Genomic DNA, 22,115 nt, shown 5'->3' with positions numbered 1-22,115 from the left:
CCGTGAGGACTCGTGATGAGCGAACTCTTGTCCACTGCCGAATCGTCCACGCCCGCGGTGCATCCGGACACCCGGTTCGATATCGGCCCGGTCCGGTATCCGAAACTGTTCGCGCGCAATACGGTTCCGATCCGGATGTCGGACGGGGTGCTGCTGTCCGCCGATATCCTGCGGCCGGGCGATGCGAACGGCCCGGCCGGGGGGCCGTTGCCCGCCATCGTGAACTTCACCCCGTACAACAAGATGCTCAATCGCCATGGCATGCGGATGAATACGGTGGCGCGGAAGGCGGCGGGGCGGGTGCGCGCCTCCGACCGCAGCCGGATGCGGGCGCGGGACGTCCTGCGCACGCCCGCGGGCGGGGTGCTGGAGTCCTTCGCGATCAACCGGACGGCGGTGCGGCGCGGCTACGTCGGGCTGATGGTCGACGTGCGCGGCACCGGAAGCTCCACGGGCGCTTGGGATTTCTTCAGCCCGCGCGAACAGCAGGACTATGTCGAGGTGTTGCGCTGGGTGCGTGAACAGCCCTGGTGCAACGGGGATCTGGCGGTCACCGGCATCTCCTACGGGGCGATCTCGGCGCTGCACAGCGCGGCGCAACGACCCGAGGGCCTGCGGGCCGTGTACGCGATCGAGGCGGGGGAGGACCCGCCGCGCGAACTCGGCCTGACCGGCGGCGTGCTCACCCCGGGCATGATGCTGTGGATTCTCGGCGTCGGCGGCGGCAAATGGCTGCCGGCCTGGCCGGGCCTGATGCGCGAGGGTCTGGCCGGAGAGTTCCTGCGCGAGCGGCTGACCCGGCGATCGGGCTGGGTGCGCCGCGCCGCGCGCCTGGCGTTCGGTGATCATCCCGACGGCTATCTGAATCCGATGTGGGCGGAGAAGCTGCCCGAATTGGAGCGGATCGAGACGCCCACCTGGATCCACGGCGGCTGGCACGACGTCTACAACCGCTCCAATTTCCGCATGTACGACCGCATTCCGGTGCCGGGCGGCGCGAAGCAGGTGCTGGTCGACGACTCCTACCACCTGACTCCCGGGTCCGGGTTCGGCGATCCGGGCAATCCGCAGGCCATCGACGAATTGCAGACCGCGTTCTTCGACCGCTGGGTCAAGGGCATCGACAACGGCATCGACCGCTACGGCCCGATCACGTTGCGCCGCCAGGGCGACGGGCATTGGATCCAGCGCGCCGAGTACCCCGATCCCGCCGCCGAGGTGCGCCGGCTGTACCTGACCGGCGACCGCACCGGCACCGCCCCGCACGCCGCCCTCGATGCGGGCCTGTCCGCCAAGCCCGACGAGGTGGAGACGCGCCTGCCCGTTCCCGGCAGCCGGGTCAGCGCCGTGTCGAACAACAGCGCGGTCATGACCATGGGGGTGACCCTGCTGCTGGGCCACGCGCACGGCAACGACGACCGGCGCAGCGAGGCGACCGCGGTCACCTTCACCTCCGACGCGCTGGCCGCCGATCTGATCCTGACCGGCCCGATGAACCTGCACCTGCACGCCGTGGCCGACGGGACCGACGCGTTCTGGTCGGTCACGGTCTGCGATGTGCACCCCGACGGCACGTCGGTGCCGCTGACCCGCGGTGCGCTGCTGTCATCCCATCGCCACACCGACGAGGCCGCCAGCTACCGGGTCGGCGACGAGCTGCTCTTCCCGATCCATCCCCTCACCGCCGACACCGCCGCCCCGGTGGTTCCCGGCGAACCCTTCGACCTCGATATCGAGATCAACCCCACCGAGGCGCTGTTGCGCGCCGGGCATCGCCTGCGAATCGCGGTGAGCCGCACCAGCTTCCCGCGCCATCTCATCCCGCGCTGGAAGCAGCGCGAGATCACCGGCCAGGCCGTGGTGATCGACCCGGACCATCCCGGCTATCTGAGTTTTCAGGCGGTGAAAACGATTTCGTGAAACGCCGCGGACGTCAGGGCGCGACGGGACCCTGCGGTCCGACGATGAAGGTGGCGTTGCCCTTGTCGTCCAGGCCGGTGTCGATGATCTTGTCGTCGAAATAGGCGGACGATTCCGGGTCCAGGAAGATGCGGGCGCCCTCGGCGGTGAACACATCGTCCTGTTCGGCGGGTGCGGCGGTGACCGCGAGTTCGAAGGTCTGGGCGCTGTCCGACGTCGAAATGCGCAGGCCGCACTCGTCGGGGACGCCATCGCCGGAGGTGATACCGCGGACCGCTTCGGCGGCGGTAGGAGTGAGCATCAGCATGAATCTGTCCTCTTCCGCTGTCGGTGACACCGGTGCGACGCACCGGCCGTCCTCCGGGTAACCGATAGCCGCGCTCCGAAACAACGCTAGGTCAGGGACCTGAGGGCGGGTGCGACGAAGCGTTCGACCAGGCGGCGTTCGGCGGCCGGATCGGGCAGCGGCCAGGCCAGCAGGGCCAGCACCACGCGCACGATCCATTGCGCGGCTTCCGGGTCCGGGGCGGCGCCGGTCAGGGCGATCGCGATGCGGCCGAGTTCCGGTGCGGTGGAGAGGTATTCGTCGGCGCCGCCCGCTCGCACATTGGCCAGCCACTGGGCCAGGGTGGGGTCCTTGCGGATGGCGCGGATCGAGGCGACTATGCCCTCGACGATGCGGTCCTGGCCGTGCAGTCCGGCGACCTCGGCGGCGACGCGGTCGGCCACCTTCACCGCGGAGGTGGCGATGACGGCGCGCACCAGGTCGGATTTGCCGCCGGCGTGGCGGTAGAGGGTGGCGCGGGAGCATCCGGCGCGGGCGGCGATCTCGTCGATGCCGACGGCCGCGATGCCGCGTTCGAGGAACAGGGCGGTGGCGGCGGCGAGGATGCGCTCGCGTGCGACCGTGCGCCGGTTTCCGCCGGCGAGCCAGTCGTCGCGCTGGTTCGGCATGTGCACTCCTCGGGATCGCTCGGTCGGCCGCAGCATCTCAGACTGAGATTGAATACGCAATATGTCTCACCGAGGTTGTGGCCATAACTCCATTTCAACGGGCTATTTCCATGTCTTACGCGCGAATACGCCGTGCGTGCGGGTACTTCTCGAATCTCACGACGAGATGACCGTTGACACTCGTTTCAGCGCTTGCGACCGTGACGCGGCATCAGCCCGCAGGCAGGAGACAGCATGACAATGGCGTCCGTGGCCGAGATCGACATCTTCGATCCGGCCCATCTCGAGGACCCGTACCCGATGTACCGGACGTTGTGCGAGCACGCGCCGGTCTACCGGGTACCCGGCACCGACTTCTATCTGATCTCCTCGTGGGAACTGGTGTCGCAGGTGTGCGCACGCACCGAAGTCTTCTCCTCCAACCTGACCGCGACCCTGATCCGGCAGCCCGACGGCACCGCCGCCGCCTTCGACATGGACCACGGCGGTCAGGCCGTGCACGTGCTGGCCACCGCCGACGATCCCGATCACCGGCAGCACCGCAAACTGGTATCGACCGTGCTGTCCAAGCGAATTCGCGCCCTGGGCCCCACCGTGGAGGAGCTGGTCGACAGCCTGTGGGCGTCCGAACTGCGCGACGGCCGCATCGACTGGGCCACCGGCATGGCCGACCGGCTGCCCCTGGCCCTGGTGGCCGCCATCATCGGCCTCCCGCCGGAAGACGTTCCGCGCCTGCTGGATTGGGCCTATGACAGCACCGAGATGCTCGGCGGCGTGGTGCCCGCCGAGCGGATGGGCCCGCTGATCATGTCCGCCGCCGAACTCACCGGCTACCTGTACCATCAGCTGACCGCCGCGAGAACCGATGCGGCCCGGCGGGATTCGGGACAGGACCTGCTGGGTGTGCTGGCTCGCGCGGTCGAAGCGGGCGAACTCCCGCACGAGGTGGCGGTTTTGAATCTGGTCCAGCTGGTCGGCGCGGGCGGCGAATCCACCGCCGGCCTGATCGCCAGTGCCGCGCGGATTCTCGCCACCGACCCCGGCCTGCAAGACCTGCTTCGCGAACAGCCGCACCGCATTCCGGCCTTCCTGGACGAAGCGCTCCGCCTGGAATCACCGTTCCGCGGCCACCACCGCCACGTCGTCACCGATACCGAACTCGGAGGTGTCTCCCTCCCCGCCGGCAGCCATCTGCTGCTGCTCTGGGGCGCCGCTAACCGCGATCCCGCCGTCTTCCCCCACCCCGACACCCTCGACCTCGACCGCACCACCTCTCGTCACCAGCTGGCCTTCGGCAAGGGCATCCACTTCTGCGTCGGCTCACCCCTGGCCAAACTCGAAGCCCACGCCGCCGTCTCCGCCCTCTTGGAGCGCAGCGCTTCGTTCTCCCTGATCGAGGACGCCGCCCCCATGTGGGTTCCGAGCCTGTTCGTCCGCCGCCACCAGACCTTGCCGCTGAAAATCACCACCAACTGATTTGGTCCGCGTCCGCCGCGGTCCGGCCGGAGTTACAGTGACGGCAGGCGACCGCTGAGGACATCGATGAACACCGCACCATCACGCAATCCCTGGGCGGCTGTGCGTCCGGGGGACGATATCGCGCAGCTGACGCGACAGGTGTCGCGGGCGCACCGCGTGTTCCTCGACGGTGCGGACCGGACCTTGCCGGGCAGGCAGATCCGGCCGGTGGTGCTGGATTCGTGGGAGCGCAGCCGGGGCAGCGGGGTGGATCCGGATCGGTTCGCGGCGGCGGTGGATCTCGGGGACGTGGAACTGCGGCGGTACCGGTCCGAGCATCCCATCGCGCATATCCGGCCGGTGGTGCGGAAACTGCTGGTGGAGGACGCGTCCGAGGCCGGATTGCTGGTGGCCATCAGCGATGCGCAGGGGCGGCTGCTGTGGGTCGACGGCGAGGCCGGGCTGCGGCGGCGCGCGGATGCCATGGGATTCGTGGAGGGTGCGGATTGGAGCGAGGACCGGGTGGGCACCAATGCGCCCGGGACCGCGCTGGCGCTCGACCATCACATTCAGATCTTCGGCGCCGAGCATTTCAGCCGGGCCGTGCACGAGTGGAGCTGTTCGGCCGCGCCGGTGCACGATCCGGTCAGCGGGCAGGTCATCGGGGCGGTCGATATCACCGGCGGCCCGAGAGTGGCCGCGCCCGAAGCGCTTTCGCTGATCCGGGCCACCGTGGTCGCCGCCGAGGCGGAATTGCGGCTGCGGCTGCTGGATCCGCCGCGCGTGCTCGGGGAACGGGCACGGCTGCGCGTGCTCGGTGCGGCGGGGCCGATGCTGCTGCGGGAGGACGGAGCGCGAATCCGGTTGTCGCAGCGGCATGCCGAGATACTCGTGCTGCTGTCGGAGTATCCGGAGGGCATGAGCGCGGACCAGTTGGCGCTGCTGCTGGACGAGACCGAACTCGATCCGGTGACGGTGCGAGCCGAGCTGTCGCGATTGCGGAAACTGCTGGGCGGCATGGCCCTCGGCTCGCGGCCCTATCGGCTGCTGCTGGATCTGGACACCGATCTCGGCGAGGTGCGCCGCGCGCTGGCCCGTGGTGATGTGGCGGCGGCCGGGCGCGCGTATCCCGGTCCGCTGCTGCCGCGTTCGCTCGCGCCCGGCATCGCGCAGCTGCGGGCCGAACTGCGCGGACGGCTGCGCGCGGCGCTGCTGCGTTCACGGGATCGGCGGCTGCTGGCGCGCTGGACCGAATCACCGGACGGGCGTGAGGATCTCGCGGCCTGGACCGTCTACCTGGAGGCGCTGGACCCGTCGTCCTCGCTGTACGCGCAGGTGAAATCGCGGGTGGGACTGTTGGATCGGCAATTGGGCGTCTGACCAGTTTGTTGCAACGTCGGCGCAACAGCACCGCTTCTAGTGTCACAGGTCACACCGACCGTCAGCTGACCGAGGAGCTTCGCATGACCGTCTTCGCCCGTCCCGGAACCCCCGATGCCGCAATGGCTTACCGGCCCCGGTACGACAACTGGATCGGCGGGCAGTGGGTGGCGCCCGTCAAGGGACAGTACTTCGCGAACCCGACCCCGGTGACCGGCGAGACCTTCTGCGAAATCGCCCGCGGCACCGCCGAGGACATCGAACTCGCGCTCGATGCCGCGCACGCCGCCGCACCGGCCTGGGGCAAGACCTCGGCGGCCGAGCGCGCGGTCATCCTGAACAAGATCGCAGACCGGATCGCGGAGAACCTGGAGGCCATCGCGCTCGCCGAGAGCTGGGACAACGGCAAGCCCATCCGGGAAACTCTCAATGCCGACATCCCCCTCGCGATCGACCACTTCCGGTACTTCGCGGGAGCCATTCGGGCACAGGAGGGTTCGCTCTCGGAGATCGACGCCGACACCGTCGCCTACCACTTCCACGAACCGCTCGGCGTGGTCGGGCAGATCATCCCCTGGAACTTTCCCATCCTGATGGCCACCTGGAAGCTCGCGCCCGCACTGGCCGCCGGCAATGCCGTGGTGCTCAAGCCCGCCGAGCAGACGCCCGCCTCCATCATGTTCCTGATCGAACTCATCGGCGATCTGCTGCCGCCCGGCGTCGTCAATATCGTCAACGGCTTCGGCGTGGAGGCGGGCAAGCCCCTGGCCTCCAGCCCGCGCATTCGCAAGATCGCCTTCACCGGCGAGACCACCACCGGCCGGCTGATCATGCAGTACGCCTCGCAGAACCTGATCCCGGTCACCCTGGAACTGGGCGGCAAGAGCCCGAACATCTTCTTCTCCGATGTGCTCTCCGGCGACGCCGACTTCCAGGACAAGGCCCTGGAAGGCTTCACCATGTTCGCGCTCAACCAGGGCGAGGTGTGCACCTGCCCGTCGCGCGCGCTCATCCAGGCCGATATCTACGACGAGTTCCTGGCGCGGGCGGTGGCGCGCACCGAACTGGTCCGCCAGGGCGATCCCCTGGACACCGACACCATGATCGGCGCGCAGGCCAGCAACGATCAACTGGAGAAGATCCTGTCCTATATCGAGATCGGCAAGGGCGAGGGCGCGAAACTGCTCACCGGCGGCGAGCGCGCCGATCTGGGCGGCGACCTGTCCGGCGGCTACTACGTGCAGCCGACCATCTTCACCGGCGACAACGCCATGCGCATCTTCCAGGAGGAGATCTTCGGCCCGGTGGTGTCGGTGACCTCGTTCGAGGACTACGAGCAGGCCATCGCCATCGCCAACGACACGCTCTACGGGCTCGGCGCGGGCGTCTGGTCGCGGGACGGCTCCACCGCCTACCGCGCGGGCCGTGATATCCAGGCCGGCCGGGTGTGGACCAACACCTATCATCAGTACCCCGCGCACGCGGCCTTCGGCGGCTACAAGCAGTCCGGCATCGGCCGCGAGAACCATCGCGCCATGCTCGACCACTACCAGCAGACCAAGAACCTCCTGGTCAGCTACGCCTCGAAGGCCCAGGGCTTCTTCTGATGCCCGCACCCCGCCGGGTACGTGCCACCGCGGCGGCGATGGGCCTGCTCCGTCGCCTCCGCGCGGCACACGGCCCGCTCATGCTGCACCAGTCCGGCGGCTGCTGCGACGGCTCGGCCCCGATGTGTTACCCCGCAGGCGAATTCATCGTCGGCGACCGCGACGTCCTGCTCGGCCTGCTGGACCTGCGCCTGGGCCCGGACGAGATCCCCGCCACACCACCGGATTCCGGCGACACCGCGGCGGTCTGGATCTCCGGCCCCCAGTTCGCCGCCTGGCGGCACACCCAGCTCATCCTCGACGTGGTCCCCGGCCGCGGCTCCGGCTTCAGCCTGGAAGCCCCGGAAGGCCTGCGATTCCTCAGCCGCGCACGAGTTTTCGACCTGCACGAACAGGAGGCGCTGGCGGAGTCGCCGGAATTGACCGGCGAGATGTGGGAACAAGGAGTGCGGCCCACCGGAACGGCCGTGGAGGCCCAGGTGGTCGACTTCGCCGCCGATGCGTGCCCGGTACCCGGGCCCTCCGCTGTGCGCCATCAGGGACTCGAACCCCGAACCCGCTGATTAAGAGTCAGCTGCTCTGCCAATTGAGCTAATGGCGCCTGGCATTCGAAAGCCCCGGCAACAGTGTTGCCGGGGCCTTCGTGGTGCGCCATCAGGGACTCGAACCCCGAACCCGCTGATTAAGAGTCAGCTGCTCTGCCAATTGAGCTAATGGCGCGTACTTCGCTGCCGGAGGTGATCCGGCGGCTCTGCGGTGCGGAAAGAAGATTAACAGGGATGCCGCGGGAAAGTGAAATCGGCTGGTTGGAGGGGGTTTTGTCGGGATGGCAAAGATTCGTTCACGGTGTTAACGCGCGAGGCCCCGGCGGGGATGTAGGGGTGAGCCCTGCGGGGGCGGACGGCTTGGTCGTTGGTCGGGGCTTGGACCTGGCAGAATGTTCCGAGCGTGGTCTCGACCGATTCCGCAGGCGTGGCTGGTCGAGCAGGCGTGGTCGGGGCCGGGTCCCGGAGGCCGACTGCGCACCGAGACGTGAAGTGGGGTTGCAAATGATCGCAGGTCAGGGCCGGCGCCGGTCGAGGAAGTTGCTCGGATCCGTGGCGGTGTTGTCCGTACTAGCGCTGGCGGTAGCCGGCTGTTCGGGGGGTTCGTCGAAGGACTCCTCCACTGTCGCAATCGATTCCAATCCGCTCAGCGAGCTGGTGAAGCCGAAGCTGCTGGCGCCGGTCAAGGACGGTCAGAAGGGCGTTTCGCCCGGCGATCCGCTGGTGTTGAAGGTCGAGGACGGCAAGCTCACCAATGTGACGCTGACCAACCCCGAGGGCAAGCCGGTGGCCGGCGAGCTCGCGCCGGACGGGCTGTCCTGGAAGTTGACCGAGCAGTTGGGTTTTGCGCGCACCTACAAGCTGGCGGTGGACGCCATCGGGCTGGGCGGTGCGGCGAACACCACTATGAGCTTCAGCACCATTTCGCCGAACAATCGCACGCACCCCTACCTGCTGCCGGGTGAGAACGAGACGGTCGGCATCGGTCAGCCGGTGGCCATCCAGTTCGACGAGAACATCCCGGACCGCAAGGCCGCCCAGGCCGCGATCAAAATCACCACCACGCCCGCCGTGCAGGGCGCCTTCTACTGGGTGAACAACCGCGAAGTGCGCTGGCGGCCCGAGCATTTCTGGGCCCCCGGCACCAAGGTCGATGTGGCCGTGGGCGTTTACGGCAAGGATCTGGGCAACGGCCTGGTCGGCGACTCGGACATCACCTCGACCTTCACCGTCGGCGATTCCATGGTCTTCACCGCCGACGACAACACCCACATGGTGACCGTGGAGAAGAACGGCCAGGTGATCAAGACCATGCCGACCTCGATGGGCAAGAACTCCACGCCCACCGACAACGGCGTCTACATCATCGCCGACCGGCACGAGAAGATCATCATGGATTCCTCCACCTACGGCGTGGCGATCAACGCGCCCGACGGCTACAAGACGCCGGTGGACTACGCGACCCGAATGTCCTACTCGGGCATCTTCTTCCACTCGGCCCCGTGGTCGGTGGGCGCGCAGGGGTCCTACAACACCAGCCACGGCTGCCTCAACCTGAGCCCCAGCGACGCCCGCTGGGTCTTCGAGAACGCCAAGCGCGGCGATATCGCCATCGTCAAGAACACCGTCGGCGGCACGCTGTCCGGCGTGGACGGGCTGGGCGACTGGAACATTCCGTGGGAGCAGTGGAAGGCCGGCAACGCCGACGACAATCGCTGATCCTGAAACACGGAAGGGCACCGGCATAGCGCCGGTGCCCTTTTTCATGCTCGAACCAGTCGGTCCCCGGGCAGCGCCGGGAGACTACTTCTTGGTGCCCGTGCCGGGGATGGCGTCGCCGGGCTTGACGTTCATGGAGTTGCAGCCGAACGAAGCCTCACCGGAGATCGGCACGGCACTGCCCAGCGCCATGCACAGGTTCTTGAAATCGCCGAAGATCAGCTTGTCCAGATTGGGCAGCCCGAAGGAGCCGGTGCCGGTCGAACCGGTGGAGGCCAGCCCGCCCGAACTGCCGGCGCTCTGCACCGAGCCGCCGCCCGCGCTCCCGGTCACCGCGGTCATCACATCCTCGTCGGCCTTGTCCTTGGAGTCGGTGGCGGCGGCATCGGTGAGCACGATTTCCGCGGATGCGGTGCCCGCCGTCGCGGTGAGAATGGCTGCGGTGGCCAGCAAAGTGGTTAGGGCGGAACGGTTCACAATGAGCGGCTTTCTTCTTCGAGCGCGAATTCGGGGGCCCCGACACCCCCGTGTCGGAAGAAGTCTACGAAGATCGAGTGGGCCGCGCCACAGAATCAGATACAGTGACGTTTCAGTCACATGCCGATGTGTGCCACCGCCCGCACCGGAGCGCCGTCCGCGCCCGGCAGATGCAGCGGGAAAAGGGAAACGTCGAGGTCGTGCCCGGCGTGCTGGGCCGCCAGCAGTTCGGGCAGATTGGTGAGATTCTCGGCGATCACCGCGTGCGCGCCGCAGAGGATGCGATGCACCGGGATCTCGTGCGCCGGGGTGGGGTCCACGCTGAGCGCGTCGATGCCGACGGTGCGGACGCCGGAGTCGATCAGATAGCCCGCGGCCTCCGGGGTGAGATACGGGTGGGCCAGGTAGTCGATGGTGCCCCAATGCGCCGACCAACCGGTCGCGATCAAAACGATGAGGCCGGCGGACACCCGCCCCTCGAAATATTCGCGCCCGATCGCTCCGCGCGGTTCCAGCCCGCGCGCGTCCACCACCACCGCCCGGCCCGTGAACCGTTCCAGCGGGAGCATTTCCAGGGTGGGCAGCGCATCGTCGATATGCGCGGGGGCGTCCACGTGCGTCCCGGTCTGCGAACCCAGATCCAGATGCAGCACGTTCACCCCGTCGGCGGCGACGGTGAGCGCGGGCGTGATGCGCACTTCCGGATCGCCGGGATAGACCGGCATTCCGGTGCGCAGCGGAACCGACAGGTCGATCAGGCGCATGCGCTCATCGTGCCAGCTGCAGGGCCAGCGCGGCCGCGGCGGGAACCAGATACAGCACCGGGAAGATGGCCGTCCCGTACGACTTGGCGCGGATGGTGGTGGCCACCGCACCGGCGAAGTACAGGATCAGCCCGATCGCGGCCGCCACCCCGATGGCCGGGATGAAGAACCCGGCCACCAGGCCCAGCGCGCCCGCCGCCTTGGCCGCCGCCAGGGGCGTCCACCAGGTCTGCGGCACCCCGTACTGGACCAGCGGCTGCACCACGAAGTCCTTCCGGGTGGCGAGCGAGAAGCCCGAGAAGCCGATCCACAGGGCGGCGGCGACGGCGACGATGTGGTACGCGGTGTTCATTGAAATCACTGTCCTTCCAAGCGGTTCCACCGTGGTCGGTGGTTCGCCTGAATGACGACGTCAGGTCCGCGAGTGTGACATGAGATCCGGGTCACTCGGCGCGGCCGCCTTGCCCAGCACCGAATGCCGGCGGCTGTAGGCGAAGTAGATGACGGTGCCGATGGCCATCCAGATCACGAAGCGCAGCCAGGTCTCGATGGACAGGTTCAGCATCAGCCACAGGCAGGACAGCGCGGCCAGGATGGGGATGAGCGGCACCAGCGGGACGCGGAAGCCGCGCTTCAGGTCCGGGCGGGTGCGGCGCAGGATGATCACGCCGATCGACACCAGTACGAACGCGACCAGGGTGCCGATATTGACCATCTCCTCGAGCGTGCCGAAGTCGACGAAGCCGGCCAGCAGCGCGCACACCACGCCGACGATCACGGTCAGCCGGACCGGGGTGCCCTTGGCGCCGGTGTGCGCCAGGCCGCGGGGCAGCAGGCCGTCGCGGGACATGGCGAACAGCACCCGGGTCTGGCCCAGGTACATGACCATGACCACGGTGGACAGGCCCGCGAGCGCGCCGATCGAGATGATGTTCTTCACCCACATATCGCCGTGGATGGCGAAAGCCGTTGCCAGGGTGGCGTTTCCGCCCGCCAGTTCGGTGTAGGGCACCATGCCGGTGAGGATCAGCGAGACCGCCACGTAGAGCACGGTGACGATGGCGAGGGAGCCCAGGATGCCGCGCGGCACATCGCGCTGCGGGTTGCGGGTCTCCTCCGCGGTGGTGGCGACGACGTCGAAGCCGATGAAGGCGAAGAACACCAGGCTGGCGGCGGCGAGCAGGCCGTACCAGCCGTAGCTGGTGCCGCCGGAGCCGGTGAGGAAGGCGAACAGCGACTGGCGCACGCCCTCGGCCTTCTCCGACGGCTGGGCCGGCGGAATGTACGGGGTCAGGTTCGAAGCCTTGAAATACGTTGCGCCGACCACCAATACGAGGGCGATGACCGCCAGTTTGATGGCGACGGCGATGGCGGACACGCGAGAGGAGAGTTTGGTGCCGGTCGCCAGCAGGGTCCCGACCACGGCGATGATGAGCACCGCGCCCCAGTCGAAGTGGATCGAGCCGAGTTCCAGAATCGGCGGGCGGGAACCGAGTACCTCGCCGAGGTACTGCGACCACCCCTTGGCCACCACCGAGACGGCCAGGGCGAATTCCAGGATCAGGTCCCAGCCGATGATCCAGGCGATCACCTCGCCGAAGGTGGCGTACGCGAAGGTGTAGGCGCTGCCCGCCACCGGCACCGTCGAGGCGAACTCGGCGTAGCACAGCGCGGTCAGCCCGCAGGCGATGGCCGCGAACACGAACGCCAGCGAAACCGCCGGTCCCGCAACAGAACCGGCGGTGCGGGCGGTCAGGGTGAAGATGCCCGCGCCGATGACCACCGCGACGCCGAAGATGGTGAGATCCCGGGCCGTGAGGTCCTTGCGTAGCTTGGAATCCGGTTCGTCGGTGTCCCGGATGGACTGTTCAACCGATTTGGTGCGGAACATTCCGCTGGCGAACGACACTGTTCATTTCCTCTCTGGTACCGCTGCGATCAGATCGACCGCGGAATGGCGTCGAGCCGGCGCTCGGCGAAACGATTGGCGGCCGCGCCGGTGCCGATGCCCTCGGCGCGGGCGGCCGCGATGATGTCCCGGCAGCGGTCGAAGATGCCCCTCACGTCATCTTCGACCGCCTCCGGAGTGGCTTGGCGCAGTTCGCCTTCCACCTGGATGAGCCCGCCGGCATTGGCGACGAAATCGGGCACCCAGGTGATGCCGCGCTCGTTCAGCGCGAACTCGACCTCGGGGGTGGCGAGCTGGTTGTTGGCCGCGCCGCAGACCAGCTTGGCTTCGATGGCCTCGGCGCTCGAGGCGGTGAGCGTGCCGCCCAGGGCACACGGGGCGTAGACGTCGACGGGGGCGGTGGCCACGGTGCTCAGCAGGCGCACCGACGGGTGATCGGCCGAAACACGCTGCAGTGCGGCCTCGTTCACGTCGGTGACGCACACCTCCGCGCCGTCGGCCAGTAGCAGCTCGATGAGTTCGCGCCCGACCTTGCCGACGCCCTCGACGCCCACTGTGCGATTCGCCAGCGACGGTGTGCCCCAGACGGATTCGGCTCCGGCGCGCATGGAATGGAAGACGCCCAGCGCCGTCAGCCGGGCGCTGTCACCCGAGCCGCCCGCGGCCACGCTGCGACCGGTCACGTACCGGGTGTGCTGCCCGATGATGTCCAGGTCATCGGTATTGGTGCCGACATCACCCGCTGTGATGTACCGCCCGCCAAGGGTTTCCACGAACCGCGCATAGGCGGCGAGCAACTCCGGCGTCTTGTGCACGGCCGGATCGCCGATGATGACGGCCTTCCCGCCGCCCAGGTTCACTCCGGCGGCAGCGGCCTTGTAAGTCATGCCCCACGACAGCCGCAGCACATCCTGAAGCGCCGCGAACTCGTCCGCATACGGGTAGAAGCGAGTACCGCCCAGCGCCGGACCCAGCGTGGTCGAGTGAATCGCGATGATCGCCTTCAGCCCGGTCTTGTCGTCCTCGCAGAACACCACCTGCTCGTGCCGCCGGGCGCTCAACTCCTCCGACCGGCCGAAAACCCCTGCGTCGGTGTGCATTACGGACACTGTCGATCCTTTCCTGATTGCCCCGCCTCGTGGGCGTCCGGGCATGTTTCGTCATCCCGGCCGGGTTTTCGGCCGGAATCCACCGCGCCGGTGCGATGGCCGGTGCGGATCCCGGCCGAAAGCGCGCCGGGCGGGTGAATATGGAGATGTGGAGTGTGGGGCGGGTGCTTGCCCGGAGGGTCAGCTGCCGAAGCCGAGTTCGCGCAGGCGGGTTCGGTACAGCTCGACGTTGGCGAGTTTGATGTCCTCGTAGCCGCGGACCAGGTCGGGCAGGGCGGCGGCCTCCGTGGCGGTGTCGTAGTTCGCGGGGGTGAGTGCGGAGGCGAGGCGGCGTACCAGGTCGGTGTACTCGGCGAGCAACTCGCGCTCCACCTTGCGGACGTGGGCGTAGCCGAACGGGTCGAGTTTGGTGCCGCGCAGGGCCTTGCCCTTGGCGAGGAGTTTCAGCGCCACATGGGATTTCGGGGCGAGGCCGATCTTCTTCTTACGGCCCATGGCCCGCAGCACCGGCGGGTGCAGTTTGTAGGTGAGGTTCTCGCCGCCGGGGACCTGGGCCTGCACCTCGGCGAGGAAGGCGGGGTCGACCAGCAGGCGCGCCACCTCGTACTCGTCCTTGTAGGCGGTGAACTTGTGCAGGCCGCGCGCCACGGCCTGGCTGAACTCGGTGCGCTCGGTGATCGCCCGCTCGGCGGCCCAGGCGGCCTGCACGGTGTCGATGTACCGCCGCGCCACCTTCGCGTTCTGGTAGCCGATCAGTTCGGTCGCGCGCAGCTCGACCAGCCGCTTGGTCTCACCGTCGAAGGTGGTGCCCGCCAGCAGCTCGGCCGGGAGCTCCGGTCGGATGCGCTGCGGCACAGCCGTTTCGGTCGCCTCGGCGAAGGCGGCGGGGTCGGCGATCGCCACCCGGCCCCAGCGGAAGGCGGCGATATTGGCCGCCACCGCGACACCGTTGATGCCGATGGCCTCCTCGATCGCGGCGGCGGGCAGACGCAGCCCGCCGGTCTGGAAGGCCGCGCCGACCATCAGGAAGTTGGCGGCGGCGGTATTGCCGAAAAGCCGTTCCGCGGCGGCCAGCGCATCGAACGAACGCTGCGAATTCGACACCGTGGCAAGACGATCCAGCAGCGGCGCGGTGTCCGGGTACGGCACCGACTTGTCGTAGACCATATCGCCGGTGGGGGTGCGGCTGGTCGAGGCGACGGCGATGGTGCGCGCCGGATCGCCGTAGGCCAGATTCTTCGGATCGGTCGCGGTCAGCAGGTCGATGGCGACGATGCAGGTCGCACTGCCCGGGGTCAGCCGGTTCGACGGCTCCAATTCCGTTGCGGAGAACCGCAGGTGGGACAGCACCGGTCCGGCCTTCTGGCTCAGGCCGATCTGGTCCAGGCTCTCCACCGCGTACCCGGCGCGCAGCGCGGCGGTGGCCAGCACCTGGTTGACGGTGACGATGCCGGTGCCGCCGATCCCGGCGATCAGCACGTTCTGGGTGCCGGCCGGTGCGCCGAGCCCCGGATCCGCCACCGCCGGCGGCTCCGCCTTCTCGGTGGCCTTGCGGGAACCCTTGCGCCCCTTCGCATCCGGCTTCACCTCGACCGTCACGAACGACGGGCAATCGCCGTCCAGGCAGCTGTAATCGGTATTGCAGGAGGTCTGATCGATCCGCGTCTTACGCCCGAACTCGGTCTCGACCGGTTGCACGGACAGGCAATTGGACTTGGTGCCGCAGTCGCCGCAGCCCTCGCACACCGCCTCGTTGATCACCACGCGGGTATTGCGCACCGGCAAGGTCCCGCGCTTGCGCTGCCGCCGCGCATCGGCCGCGCAATGCTGGTCGTAGATCAGCACGGTCACGCCCTCGATCTCACGCAGCATCCGCTGCGCCTCGTCGAGCCGATCCCGATGCCACAGCAGCGTGCCCTTCGCGAGGGCTTTGCGATTGTGCCGCTTGGGTTCGTCGGCGCAGATGATGATCCGCTTGACGCCCTCCACGGTCAGCTTGTGCGTCAGCTGCGCGACCCCGAGCCCGCCTTCCACGTCCTGCGCGCCGGTCATGGCGACCACTTCGTTCCACAGCAGCTTGTAGGTGATGTTCACCCCGGCCGCGACGCACGCCTGAATGGCCAGCTGCCCGGAATGGAAGAAGGTCCCGTCGCCGATGTTCTGGAACAGGTGCGGCACATCGGTGAACGGCGCCTGCCCGATCCACTGACTGCCCTCGCCGCCCATTTGGGTGAGCCCGGTGACGGCGCTGTCGCTGCGCCCCGACATGGTGACCAGGGTGTGGCAGCCGATGCCGCCGCCGCCGATCGAACCCTCCGGAATGGCGGTGGAGCGATTGTGCGGGCAGCCGCTGCAGAAGTACGGGGTGCGCTTGGCGGACAGTACTTCCAGCGAAAGCGCGGGCGGCGGAGCCTTTTTCAGCTCCACGTGATCACGCAGCACTCGCCGCAGCGGGGCGAGCAGGCGGCCCGCGGTCAGCTCGCCGTCGAACGGCATGAGCGGCGCGCCGCGACCGTCCAGCTTGCCGAGGATGCGCGGGGCATCGACTGTGCCGTACAGGATTTCGCGGATCTGGGTCTCGATGAACGCGGTCTTGTCCTCGACCACGATCAGCTCGCGCAGGCCCTGCGCGAACTCGGTGACCCGCTGCGCGCCCACCGGATAGGGCATTCCGATGCGCAGCAGGCGAATTCCGGCGCGATGCAGGGCGGCATCGTCGACGCCGAGATCCACCAGCGCCTGCCGGACCGCGTCGAAGGTGGTGCCGGTGGCGGCGATACCGAGCTTCGCCCCGCTCGGATTCACCTCGATCACATCGAGAGCGTTGAGCGCGCCGTAGGCCCGCACCGTCTCCCAGCGCGGCCCGTACAGGTCCGCCTCGGCCAGCACGCTGTCGGTCGGCGCCGCCATCGGCCGCTGCCGGTAGGTGAAAGTCTTTCCCTCCCACTGCACTTCGGGCACGGTGATGGCCAGGTCGGCGACCGACCCGTCCACCGTCCAGGCCCCGTCGGCGACATCGGCCACGATCTTCATGGCCACCACGCAGCCCGAGGCTCGCGACAGCGCCACGCCGTGCAGCCCCATCGTCACGATCTCCTCGGCATTGCGCGGGAACAGCACCGGCACGCCCATCGCGGCCAGGGAGCGTTCGCTCACCGCGGGCACCGTCGAGGATTTCGACGCCGGATCGTCGCCGACCAGCAGCAGCACCCCGCCGCGGGCATTGACCCCGTACATGTTCGCGTGCCGGATGGCATCGGTGGCGCGGTCGACGCCCGGCCCCTTGCCGTACCAAACCCCCACGACCCCATCGTGGGTCGCGCGCCCGGCGGGCAGATCGGCCTGGCTGCCCCATACCGCGGTCGCCGCCAGTTCCTCGTTGAAGCCCGGCACGAAGGTGATGTCGTGCTCGGCCAGCACATTCGGCATGCCGGCCAGCATCTTGTCCACGCCGCCCAGCGGGCTGCCCTGATAGCCGGAGACGAAGGTGGCGACCCGCCGGCCCGCCCGGATATCCCGCACATGCTGTTCCACCAGCAGTCTCGCGATGGCCTGCACCCCGGTCAGCAGGACCGGGCCCGCTCCGGAGCGGTAGCGATCGGCGAGATCGTAGGGCGTGGCCGCCGCCAACTGCGGCAGTGCGGGCACCCAGGCAACGTCGGTCATGAACAGTCACCACACTTTCCGCGGCCCAGGTCGTGAGCCCGCGAACGAAGGACGAAGCAATCGGTGCAGCGAAATCTGCCGTCCCGTGTGACCGGTGTCAACAACCGCCGGAAAAGTTGATCAATCTGCTCAAAAGTGATCTATCGCACTACGGCGTACACATCATTCTGCTCGGTCCACGGGAGACCCACGTCACACCACGCCGTCGCCCGGATGTTTGGTCAGCTGCTCCACCAGCGGCAGCGACCGGTACTCGATCGGCGTCGCCAGCGCCAGCATCGTCTCGGTGTGCTTGACCCCCGGCACCGAATGCACCCGCTGAATGATCCCCAGCAGATCCTGCTGCGACCGCGCCGCGATCCGCACCAGCAGATCGGCCCGCCCGGTGGTCGCGTGCACCTCCAGCACATTCGGGAACTCCCGCAGCGCCTCCACGATGTCGTCCATCTTGTTCTGATCCAGCTCCACCCCCAGAAACGCGTGCACCCCGAACCCCACCGCCGCCAGATCCACATCCGGCGCATACCCCCGCACCGCCCCCGACCCCTCCAGCCGCTTCATCCGCGCCTGCACCGTATTCCGCGCCACCCCCAACCGCTGCGCCAACTCCAGAATCGGCGCCCGCGGATCCCGCGCCAACTCCGCCAGCAATGCCGAATCCAGCGCATCGATCTTGATACTCATCCCTCTATAGTCGCCGACTCTTTGGTTCGGTGACCGATCCGATCGTGTCGACGCGTCGAACCACGGTGGCCAGCCCTGTTCTGTCGCCGCAAATCGACAACAGATCTCTCGCGGATCGGCAACAGGAGTTGTCGCAAAACGTCAATTCATCCGTCGCAAATCGTCAACAGGGACTAGTGTTCGTGCTATGTCGCCCGCAAATCTGAAGTCCAGGCACGCAGCGGACGCCGTAAGCGATGCGCTGGCCGACACACGCGTCGTGCTGGTCAACGGTGCTCGGCAAGCCGGCAAGAGCACACTGGTGCGCTCGGTGTCGGGAACTCGCGACGCGACCTGGCGTGACTTGGACAGGCCCGACGATCGTCAGGCTGCGATTGCCGACCCCGTCGGCTTCGTCGAGGACGACGGGCTCATGGTCATCGATGAAATTCAGCGGGTACCAGATCTGTTGCTTCCGATCAAAGTCGCAGTCGATGCCGATCCCCGGCCCGGCCGCTACCTGCTCACCGGATCCTCGAGGCTGCTTGGTCTGCGGGACCTGCCCGACACTCTTCCAGGGCGGATGGAGACGATCGAGTTGTGGCCCTTCTCGCAGGGCGAAATAGACGGGTCCACTGACGGATTCGTCGATGCGGTTTTCCGCAACGGCCCCGCGGTGGGTCTCGATTCGGAAGTTTCACGGCTGGAGTACACCGAGCGTGTAGTGCGAGGAGGCTTTCCCGAGGCCGTCGCGCGTGCCGATCCCCGTCGTAGAGGCCGATTTCTGGACAACTATGTACAGAACCTCATCGAACGTGACGTTCGGCAATTGTCGGATATCGAGCGAGCACCGCAGTTAGCGACGATGGTCCGTTTGATGGCGGCCCGTTCTGCCACTCTCGTCAGCGCGGGGTCACTCGCAGGTGAGCTGGAGCTGGCTCGGGGGACCATCCAGCGATACCTGCAACTGCTCGAGGAGATCTTCCTTATCAAGCGGATCCCTGGTTGGTCGCGAAACGTCGGAACGCGACTGACCTCTGCAGCCAAGCTCGTATTCGTCGATTCGGGCGTCGCCGCGCGAATGCTTGCCGCGGACGCCCACACGCTACGCCGACCCGGTGGTCAGTTGGGTCCACTGCTGGAAGGTTTCGTGATTTCGGAAGTGGCCCGGCAGTTGACGTGGTGCGAGACACCGGTCGAGCTCTATCACTATCGCGATCAGAACAAGGTCGAGGTCGACATGGTGCTCGAAGACCGCAGCGGGGCCGTGGTGGGCATCGAAGTCAAGGCGGCCTCCACGGTGAAGACGGAGGATTTCCGCGGATTGAGGATTCTGGAATCGAAACTCGGCGACGAGTTCGTGGCGGGCATCGTCTTGTATACGGGTGGTCACACGCTTCCTTTCGGGCCCAAGCTTCGCGCCATGCCGATCAGCGCTTTGTGGGAGCTGTAGCGGGTGCGTTGTCATGGCTCGGTACCTGGAGATCCCGAGGCCCCTCAGGCTGATCGGTGGACTGAATTTACGGGGTGAGCCAGTGCGGGACGGAGTTCCATCGGCTGGCGGCCTATCTGTTCGCTGTCGCTTCCACTTTCGCGACCTTCTACGAGCGGTGCCTGATCCTCGAACCGCCCTATCCGGAGGTGCGGGCATCCCGGCTGGTGCTGACCGACCTGACCGGCCGTACGCTGAGCGCCGGGCTGGGCATGCTCGGGATCGGGGCGCCGGACCGGATGTAGCCGCGGATAACGCGGGCACCCGCTGGCCCGATGACCAGCACGAAGCGCGCACTCGGAGGGGAATCGATGAAAATCAGGTCGGCGGCAATGGTTTCGCTGGTGGCGGGCGTGATGGTCGCCGTCAGCGGGTGTAGCGGCTCCTCGGGGACACCGCAGGCGGCAACGTCGGAGCAGACGGCGCCAGCCGCGCAGCAGAACAAGGGCGCGCCGGCGGGGAGCGGCCACGGACTGTGCTTCGACCTGAATTCGGGCCTGGCGAACGAGAGCGTGAAGCGGCTGACCGCGGCCCCGATCGGCACCTGGTCGATCGGGCTGGCCAGTGACGATCCCATCTCCGCGGGATGCGACGGGGTGCTGTCGTGGATGACGGTGAACACCGACACCAACCATCCGTACACGCACGTGCTGTTCTTCACCGGCGGCGAATACCTGGGCACCGCGACCGCCGAGCCGTACATGTTCACGGTAATGGCCGGGAAGACGCGCAATACCGTGTCGGTGACCTACCGGTGGACTCAGGACAACGACCCGATGTGCTGCCCGCAGGGCGGGCCGAGCACCGTCGTCTACACCCTGAACGGGACCACCGTGCAGGCGAAGGGCCAGTTCCCGCCGCATAATTGACCAGCGCCTCGGCAGCGCCCGCCAGCCGGGATCAGCGGGCCGCACCGACCCATTCGGTGAGCGCCGCGGTGAGGCCGGTGGTGTCCGATCCGTCAGTTGCCCAGGCGACGTAGCCGTCGGGGCGGACGAGAACAGCTGCGGGGGAGGGGATTTCACCTGATTCCGGGGTTGTCCAGCGGCGGGCGGTTGCGGCGGTGACGACGTCGACCAAGCCCTGCCACGCGCCGAGGTCGGGCACCTCGGTTCCATTGAGCGCCAGCAGGATCGGGCGCGCGGTGCGCTGGAGTTCGGCGACCCGGGTGGCTCCGGTCGCGGTGGTGAGGTCGGCGTCGGGGATGCGGCGGCCCGCCAGGGGGTGATCGCATTTCGTGTCGTAGCGGATGTCCAATGCGGTGATCATCAGACCGAGCCGCCTGCGGACCGCGTCCATATCGATGAGATCGCTCATGACGTCGCGCAGGGCGTCGGTGTGCGCGCCGGGACGCATGAGGGCGGTCTGGGCGCGGGTGTTGTGCAGCACGCGCGCGGCGATCGGGTGGCGCTCGGATTCGTAAGTGTCCAGCAGGCTTTCGGCGGCCTCACCCCGCACGACGGCGGCCAGCTTCCAGCCGAGATTGACCGCGTCCTGAATGCCGAGGTTCTGTCCCTGACCGCCCGCGGGGTAGTGGATGTGCGCGGCGTCGCCGGCCAGGAACACGCGGCCGGCGCGGTAGTGATCGGCCTGGCGGGCCGCGTCGCCGTAGTGGCTCACCCAGCGCGGGCTGTGCATACCGAAGTCGGTGCCCGCGAGTTCGGTGAAATGGGCGCGGAATTCGTCGAAGGTGAGTTCGGCGCCGCGCGGGAGCACCACGTCGTGGCGCTGCACGACCAGGCGGTACCAGCCGGGCTGGAACTGCACGACCGAGAAATCGCCCGCGCCGCTGCGGTGCGCGAAGAACGGCTGGGCGGGCGGATCGGTGAGTTCGACATCGGCGAGCATGCCGGTGACGGTGGCGTCGGTGCCGCTGAAACCGAAGCCCGCGAGCTTGCGCACCGAGCTGCGGCCGCCATCGCAGCCGATGAGGTAGGCGGCCCGGATGCGGCGCGGCTCGGCCCCGCCGATCTCGACCTCGATGCCGGTGGCGTCCTGCCCGAACCCGGTGACCGGCGACGACCACTGCACCACGGCGCCCAATTCGCCTGCGCGCCCGTCGAGTTCACGTTCGATGATCGATTGCAGGATGGCGAGCATATGTGGCTGCCGGGTCTCGAAATCGCTGAAATCCAGGGACAGTCCGCCGAAGTGCCCGGCCTGCATGAGCCGGCCCTGCGGCAGCAGCCGGTCCAGCAGGCCGCGGCCGTCGAGGATTTCCATGCTGCGGGCGTGGATGCCACCGGCGCGGGATTCGCCGGTGCGCGCCGGGAGTCCGTCGACCAGCGTCACCCGCACCCCGGCCAGCCGCAGTTCGCAGGCCAGCATCAGTCCGGTCGGTCCGGCGCCCGCGATCACAACATCCGTCGTCTCCATGACCCATCTCCTTAACGCTGTTAAATTCCTTAACAGTGTTAAGGAGACCAGAACGTTGTTAAGGTGTCAAGGGTGC

General features: G+C 67.9%; 19 protein-coding genes and 2 tRNA genes. 9 read left to right on the top strand and 12 right to left on the bottom strand.

Annotated features, from left to right (window positions below):
- Positions 1–15 precede the first annotated feature (15 nt).
- Positions 16–1,920: a CocE/NonD family hydrolase gene (locus tag NY1_RS19010; RefSeq protein WP_084535109.1), complete on the top strand. Its 1,905-nt coding sequence runs from the start codon at positions 16–18 to the stop codon at positions 1,918–1,920.
- A gap of 13 nt (positions 1,921–1,933) precedes the next feature.
- Here NY1_RS19010 and NY1_RS19005 read toward each other — a convergent pair whose 3' ends face one another.
- Complete coding sequence (locus NY1_RS19005) at positions 1,934–2,227, bottom strand: hypothetical protein (RefSeq protein ID WP_067714872.1); 294 nt, start codon at positions 2,225–2,227, stop codon at positions 1,934–1,936.
- A gap of 86 nt (positions 2,228–2,313) precedes the next feature.
- Positions 2,314–2,874, bottom strand: coding sequence for a TetR/AcrR family transcriptional regulator (locus tag NY1_RS19000; protein ID WP_067714869.1), 561 nt, complete (start codon positions 2,872–2,874; stop codon positions 2,314–2,316).
- Between the two features lie 234 nt (positions 2,875–3,108).
- On the opposite strand from NY1_RS19000, the gene NY1_RS18995 reads away from it, so the two are divergent.
- The 4 genes from NY1_RS18995 to NY1_RS18980 all read left to right on the top strand — a co-directional run bounded on the left by NY1_RS18995 (position 3,109) and on the right by NY1_RS18980 (position 7,882).
- Positions 3,109–4,350, top strand: a complete 1,242-nt coding sequence (locus NY1_RS18995) for a cytochrome P450 (RefSeq protein WP_067714867.1) — start codon at positions 3,109–3,111, stop codon at positions 4,348–4,350.
- 66 nt (positions 4,351–4,416) lie between these two features.
- Positions 4,417–5,712, top strand: coding sequence for a sigma-54-dependent transcriptional regulator family protein (locus NY1_RS18990; RefSeq protein ID WP_067714864.1), 1,296 nt, complete (start codon positions 4,417–4,419; stop codon positions 5,710–5,712).
- An 83-nt stretch (positions 5,713–5,795) separates the two neighbouring features.
- Positions 5,796–7,319 (top strand): aldehyde dehydrogenase, encoded by a 1,524-nt coding sequence (adh, locus tag NY1_RS18985; RefSeq protein ID WP_067714861.1) that lies wholly within the window; start codon positions 5,796–5,798, stop codon positions 7,317–7,319.
- Complete coding sequence (locus tag NY1_RS18980) at positions 7,319–7,882, top strand: DUF779 domain-containing protein (protein ID WP_084535108.1); 564 nt, start codon at positions 7,319–7,321, stop codon at positions 7,880–7,882. The genes adh and NY1_RS18980 overlap by 1 nt, the downstream gene beginning before the upstream one ends.
- Here NY1_RS18980 and NY1_RS18975 read toward each other — a convergent pair.
- Positions 7,848–7,920, bottom strand: a tRNA-Lys gene (locus tag NY1_RS18975). The genes NY1_RS18980 and NY1_RS18975 overlap by 35 nt on opposite strands.
- A 43-nt stretch (positions 7,921–7,963) precedes the next feature.
- Positions 7,964–8,039: transfer RNA gene (locus NY1_RS18970), tRNA-Lys, on the bottom strand.
- Positions 8,040–8,368: 329 nt separating this feature from the next.
- Here NY1_RS18970 and NY1_RS18965 point away from each other — a divergent pair.
- Positions 8,369–9,583, top strand: coding sequence for a L,D-transpeptidase (locus NY1_RS18965; RefSeq protein WP_067714858.1), 1,215 nt, complete (start codon positions 8,369–8,371; stop codon positions 9,581–9,583).
- An 84-nt stretch (positions 9,584–9,667) separates the two neighbouring features.
- On the opposite strand, the gene NY1_RS18960 is transcribed toward NY1_RS18965, so the two are convergent.
- The 7 genes from NY1_RS18960 to NY1_RS18930 all read right to left on the bottom strand — a co-directional run bounded on the left by NY1_RS18960 (position 9,668) and on the right by NY1_RS18930 (position 18,192).
- The gene (locus tag NY1_RS18960) at positions 9,668–10,036 is read right to left on the bottom strand and encodes a hypothetical protein (RefSeq protein WP_169815372.1); all 369 of its coding nucleotides are present in this window, start codon (positions 10,034–10,036) and stop codon (positions 9,668–9,670) included.
- Between the two features lie 140 nt (positions 10,037–10,176).
- Positions 10,177–10,824, bottom strand: coding sequence for a cyclase family protein (locus NY1_RS18955; protein ID WP_067714852.1), 648 nt, complete (start codon positions 10,822–10,824; stop codon positions 10,177–10,179).
- Positions 10,825–10,828: 4 nt separating this feature from the next.
- Positions 10,829–11,176, bottom strand: coding sequence for a DoxX family protein (locus tag NY1_RS18950; protein WP_067714848.1), 348 nt, complete (start codon positions 11,174–11,176; stop codon positions 10,829–10,831).
- Positions 11,177–11,236: 60 nt separating this feature from the next.
- On the bottom strand, positions 11,237–12,715 hold the full coding sequence (locus NY1_RS18945) for an amino acid permease (RefSeq protein WP_067714845.1): 1,479 nt from the start codon (positions 12,713–12,715) through the stop codon (positions 11,237–11,239).
- A 47-nt stretch (positions 12,716–12,762) separates the two neighbouring features.
- The gene (locus NY1_RS18940; RefSeq protein ID WP_084535107.1) at positions 12,763–13,833 is read right to left on the bottom strand and encodes a Glu/Leu/Phe/Val family dehydrogenase; all 1,071 of its coding nucleotides are present in this window, start codon (positions 13,831–13,833) and stop codon (positions 12,763–12,765) included.
- Positions 13,834–14,022: 189 nt separating this feature from the next.
- A complete protein-coding gene (locus NY1_RS18935; protein ID WP_067714840.1) occupies positions 14,023–17,508 on the bottom strand; it encodes an indolepyruvate ferredoxin oxidoreductase family protein in 3,486 nt (1,161 codons plus the stop codon).
- A gap of 192 nt (positions 17,509–17,700) precedes the next feature.
- Entirely contained in the window at positions 17,701–18,192 is a 492-nt protein-coding gene (locus NY1_RS18930; protein ID WP_067714837.1) for an Lrp/AsnC family transcriptional regulator, read from the bottom strand.
- Between the two features lie 187 nt (positions 18,193–18,379).
- Between NY1_RS18930 and NY1_RS18925 the strand changes: the two genes are divergently transcribed.
- The 3 genes from NY1_RS18925 to NY1_RS18915 all read left to right on the top strand — a co-directional run bounded on the left by NY1_RS18925 (position 18,380) and on the right by NY1_RS18915 (position 20,532).
- Positions 18,380–19,624, top strand: coding sequence for an ATP-binding protein (locus tag NY1_RS18925; RefSeq protein ID WP_067714834.1), 1,245 nt, complete (start codon positions 18,380–18,382; stop codon positions 19,622–19,624).
- 74 nt (positions 19,625–19,698) lie between these two features.
- On the top strand, positions 19,699–19,908 hold the full coding sequence (locus NY1_RS18920; RefSeq protein ID WP_067714832.1) for a DALR anticodon-binding domain-containing protein: 210 nt from the start codon (positions 19,699–19,701) through the stop codon (positions 19,906–19,908).
- 66 nt (positions 19,909–19,974) lie between these two features.
- Positions 19,975–20,532: an LppP/LprE family lipoprotein gene (locus tag NY1_RS18915; RefSeq protein WP_067715573.1), complete on the top strand. Its 558-nt coding sequence runs from the start codon at positions 19,975–19,977 to the stop codon at positions 20,530–20,532.
- Between the two features lie 31 nt (positions 20,533–20,563).
- Here NY1_RS18915 and NY1_RS18910 read toward each other — a convergent pair whose 3' ends face one another.
- Entirely contained in the window at positions 20,564–22,039 is a 1,476-nt protein-coding gene (locus NY1_RS18910; protein ID WP_067714829.1) for an FAD-dependent monooxygenase, read from the bottom strand.
- Between the last annotated feature and the right edge of the window lie 76 nt (positions 22,040–22,115).

It is taken from the genome of Nocardia yamanashiensis NBRC 100130 (assembly GCF_001613325.1).
Classification (GTDB): Bacteria; Actinomycetota; Actinomycetes; order Mycobacteriales; family Mycobacteriaceae; genus Nocardia; species Nocardia yamanashiensis.
The sequence above is the reverse complement of the archived record's forward strand: the minus strand, read 5'-3'. Positions and strand labels throughout refer to the sequence as shown.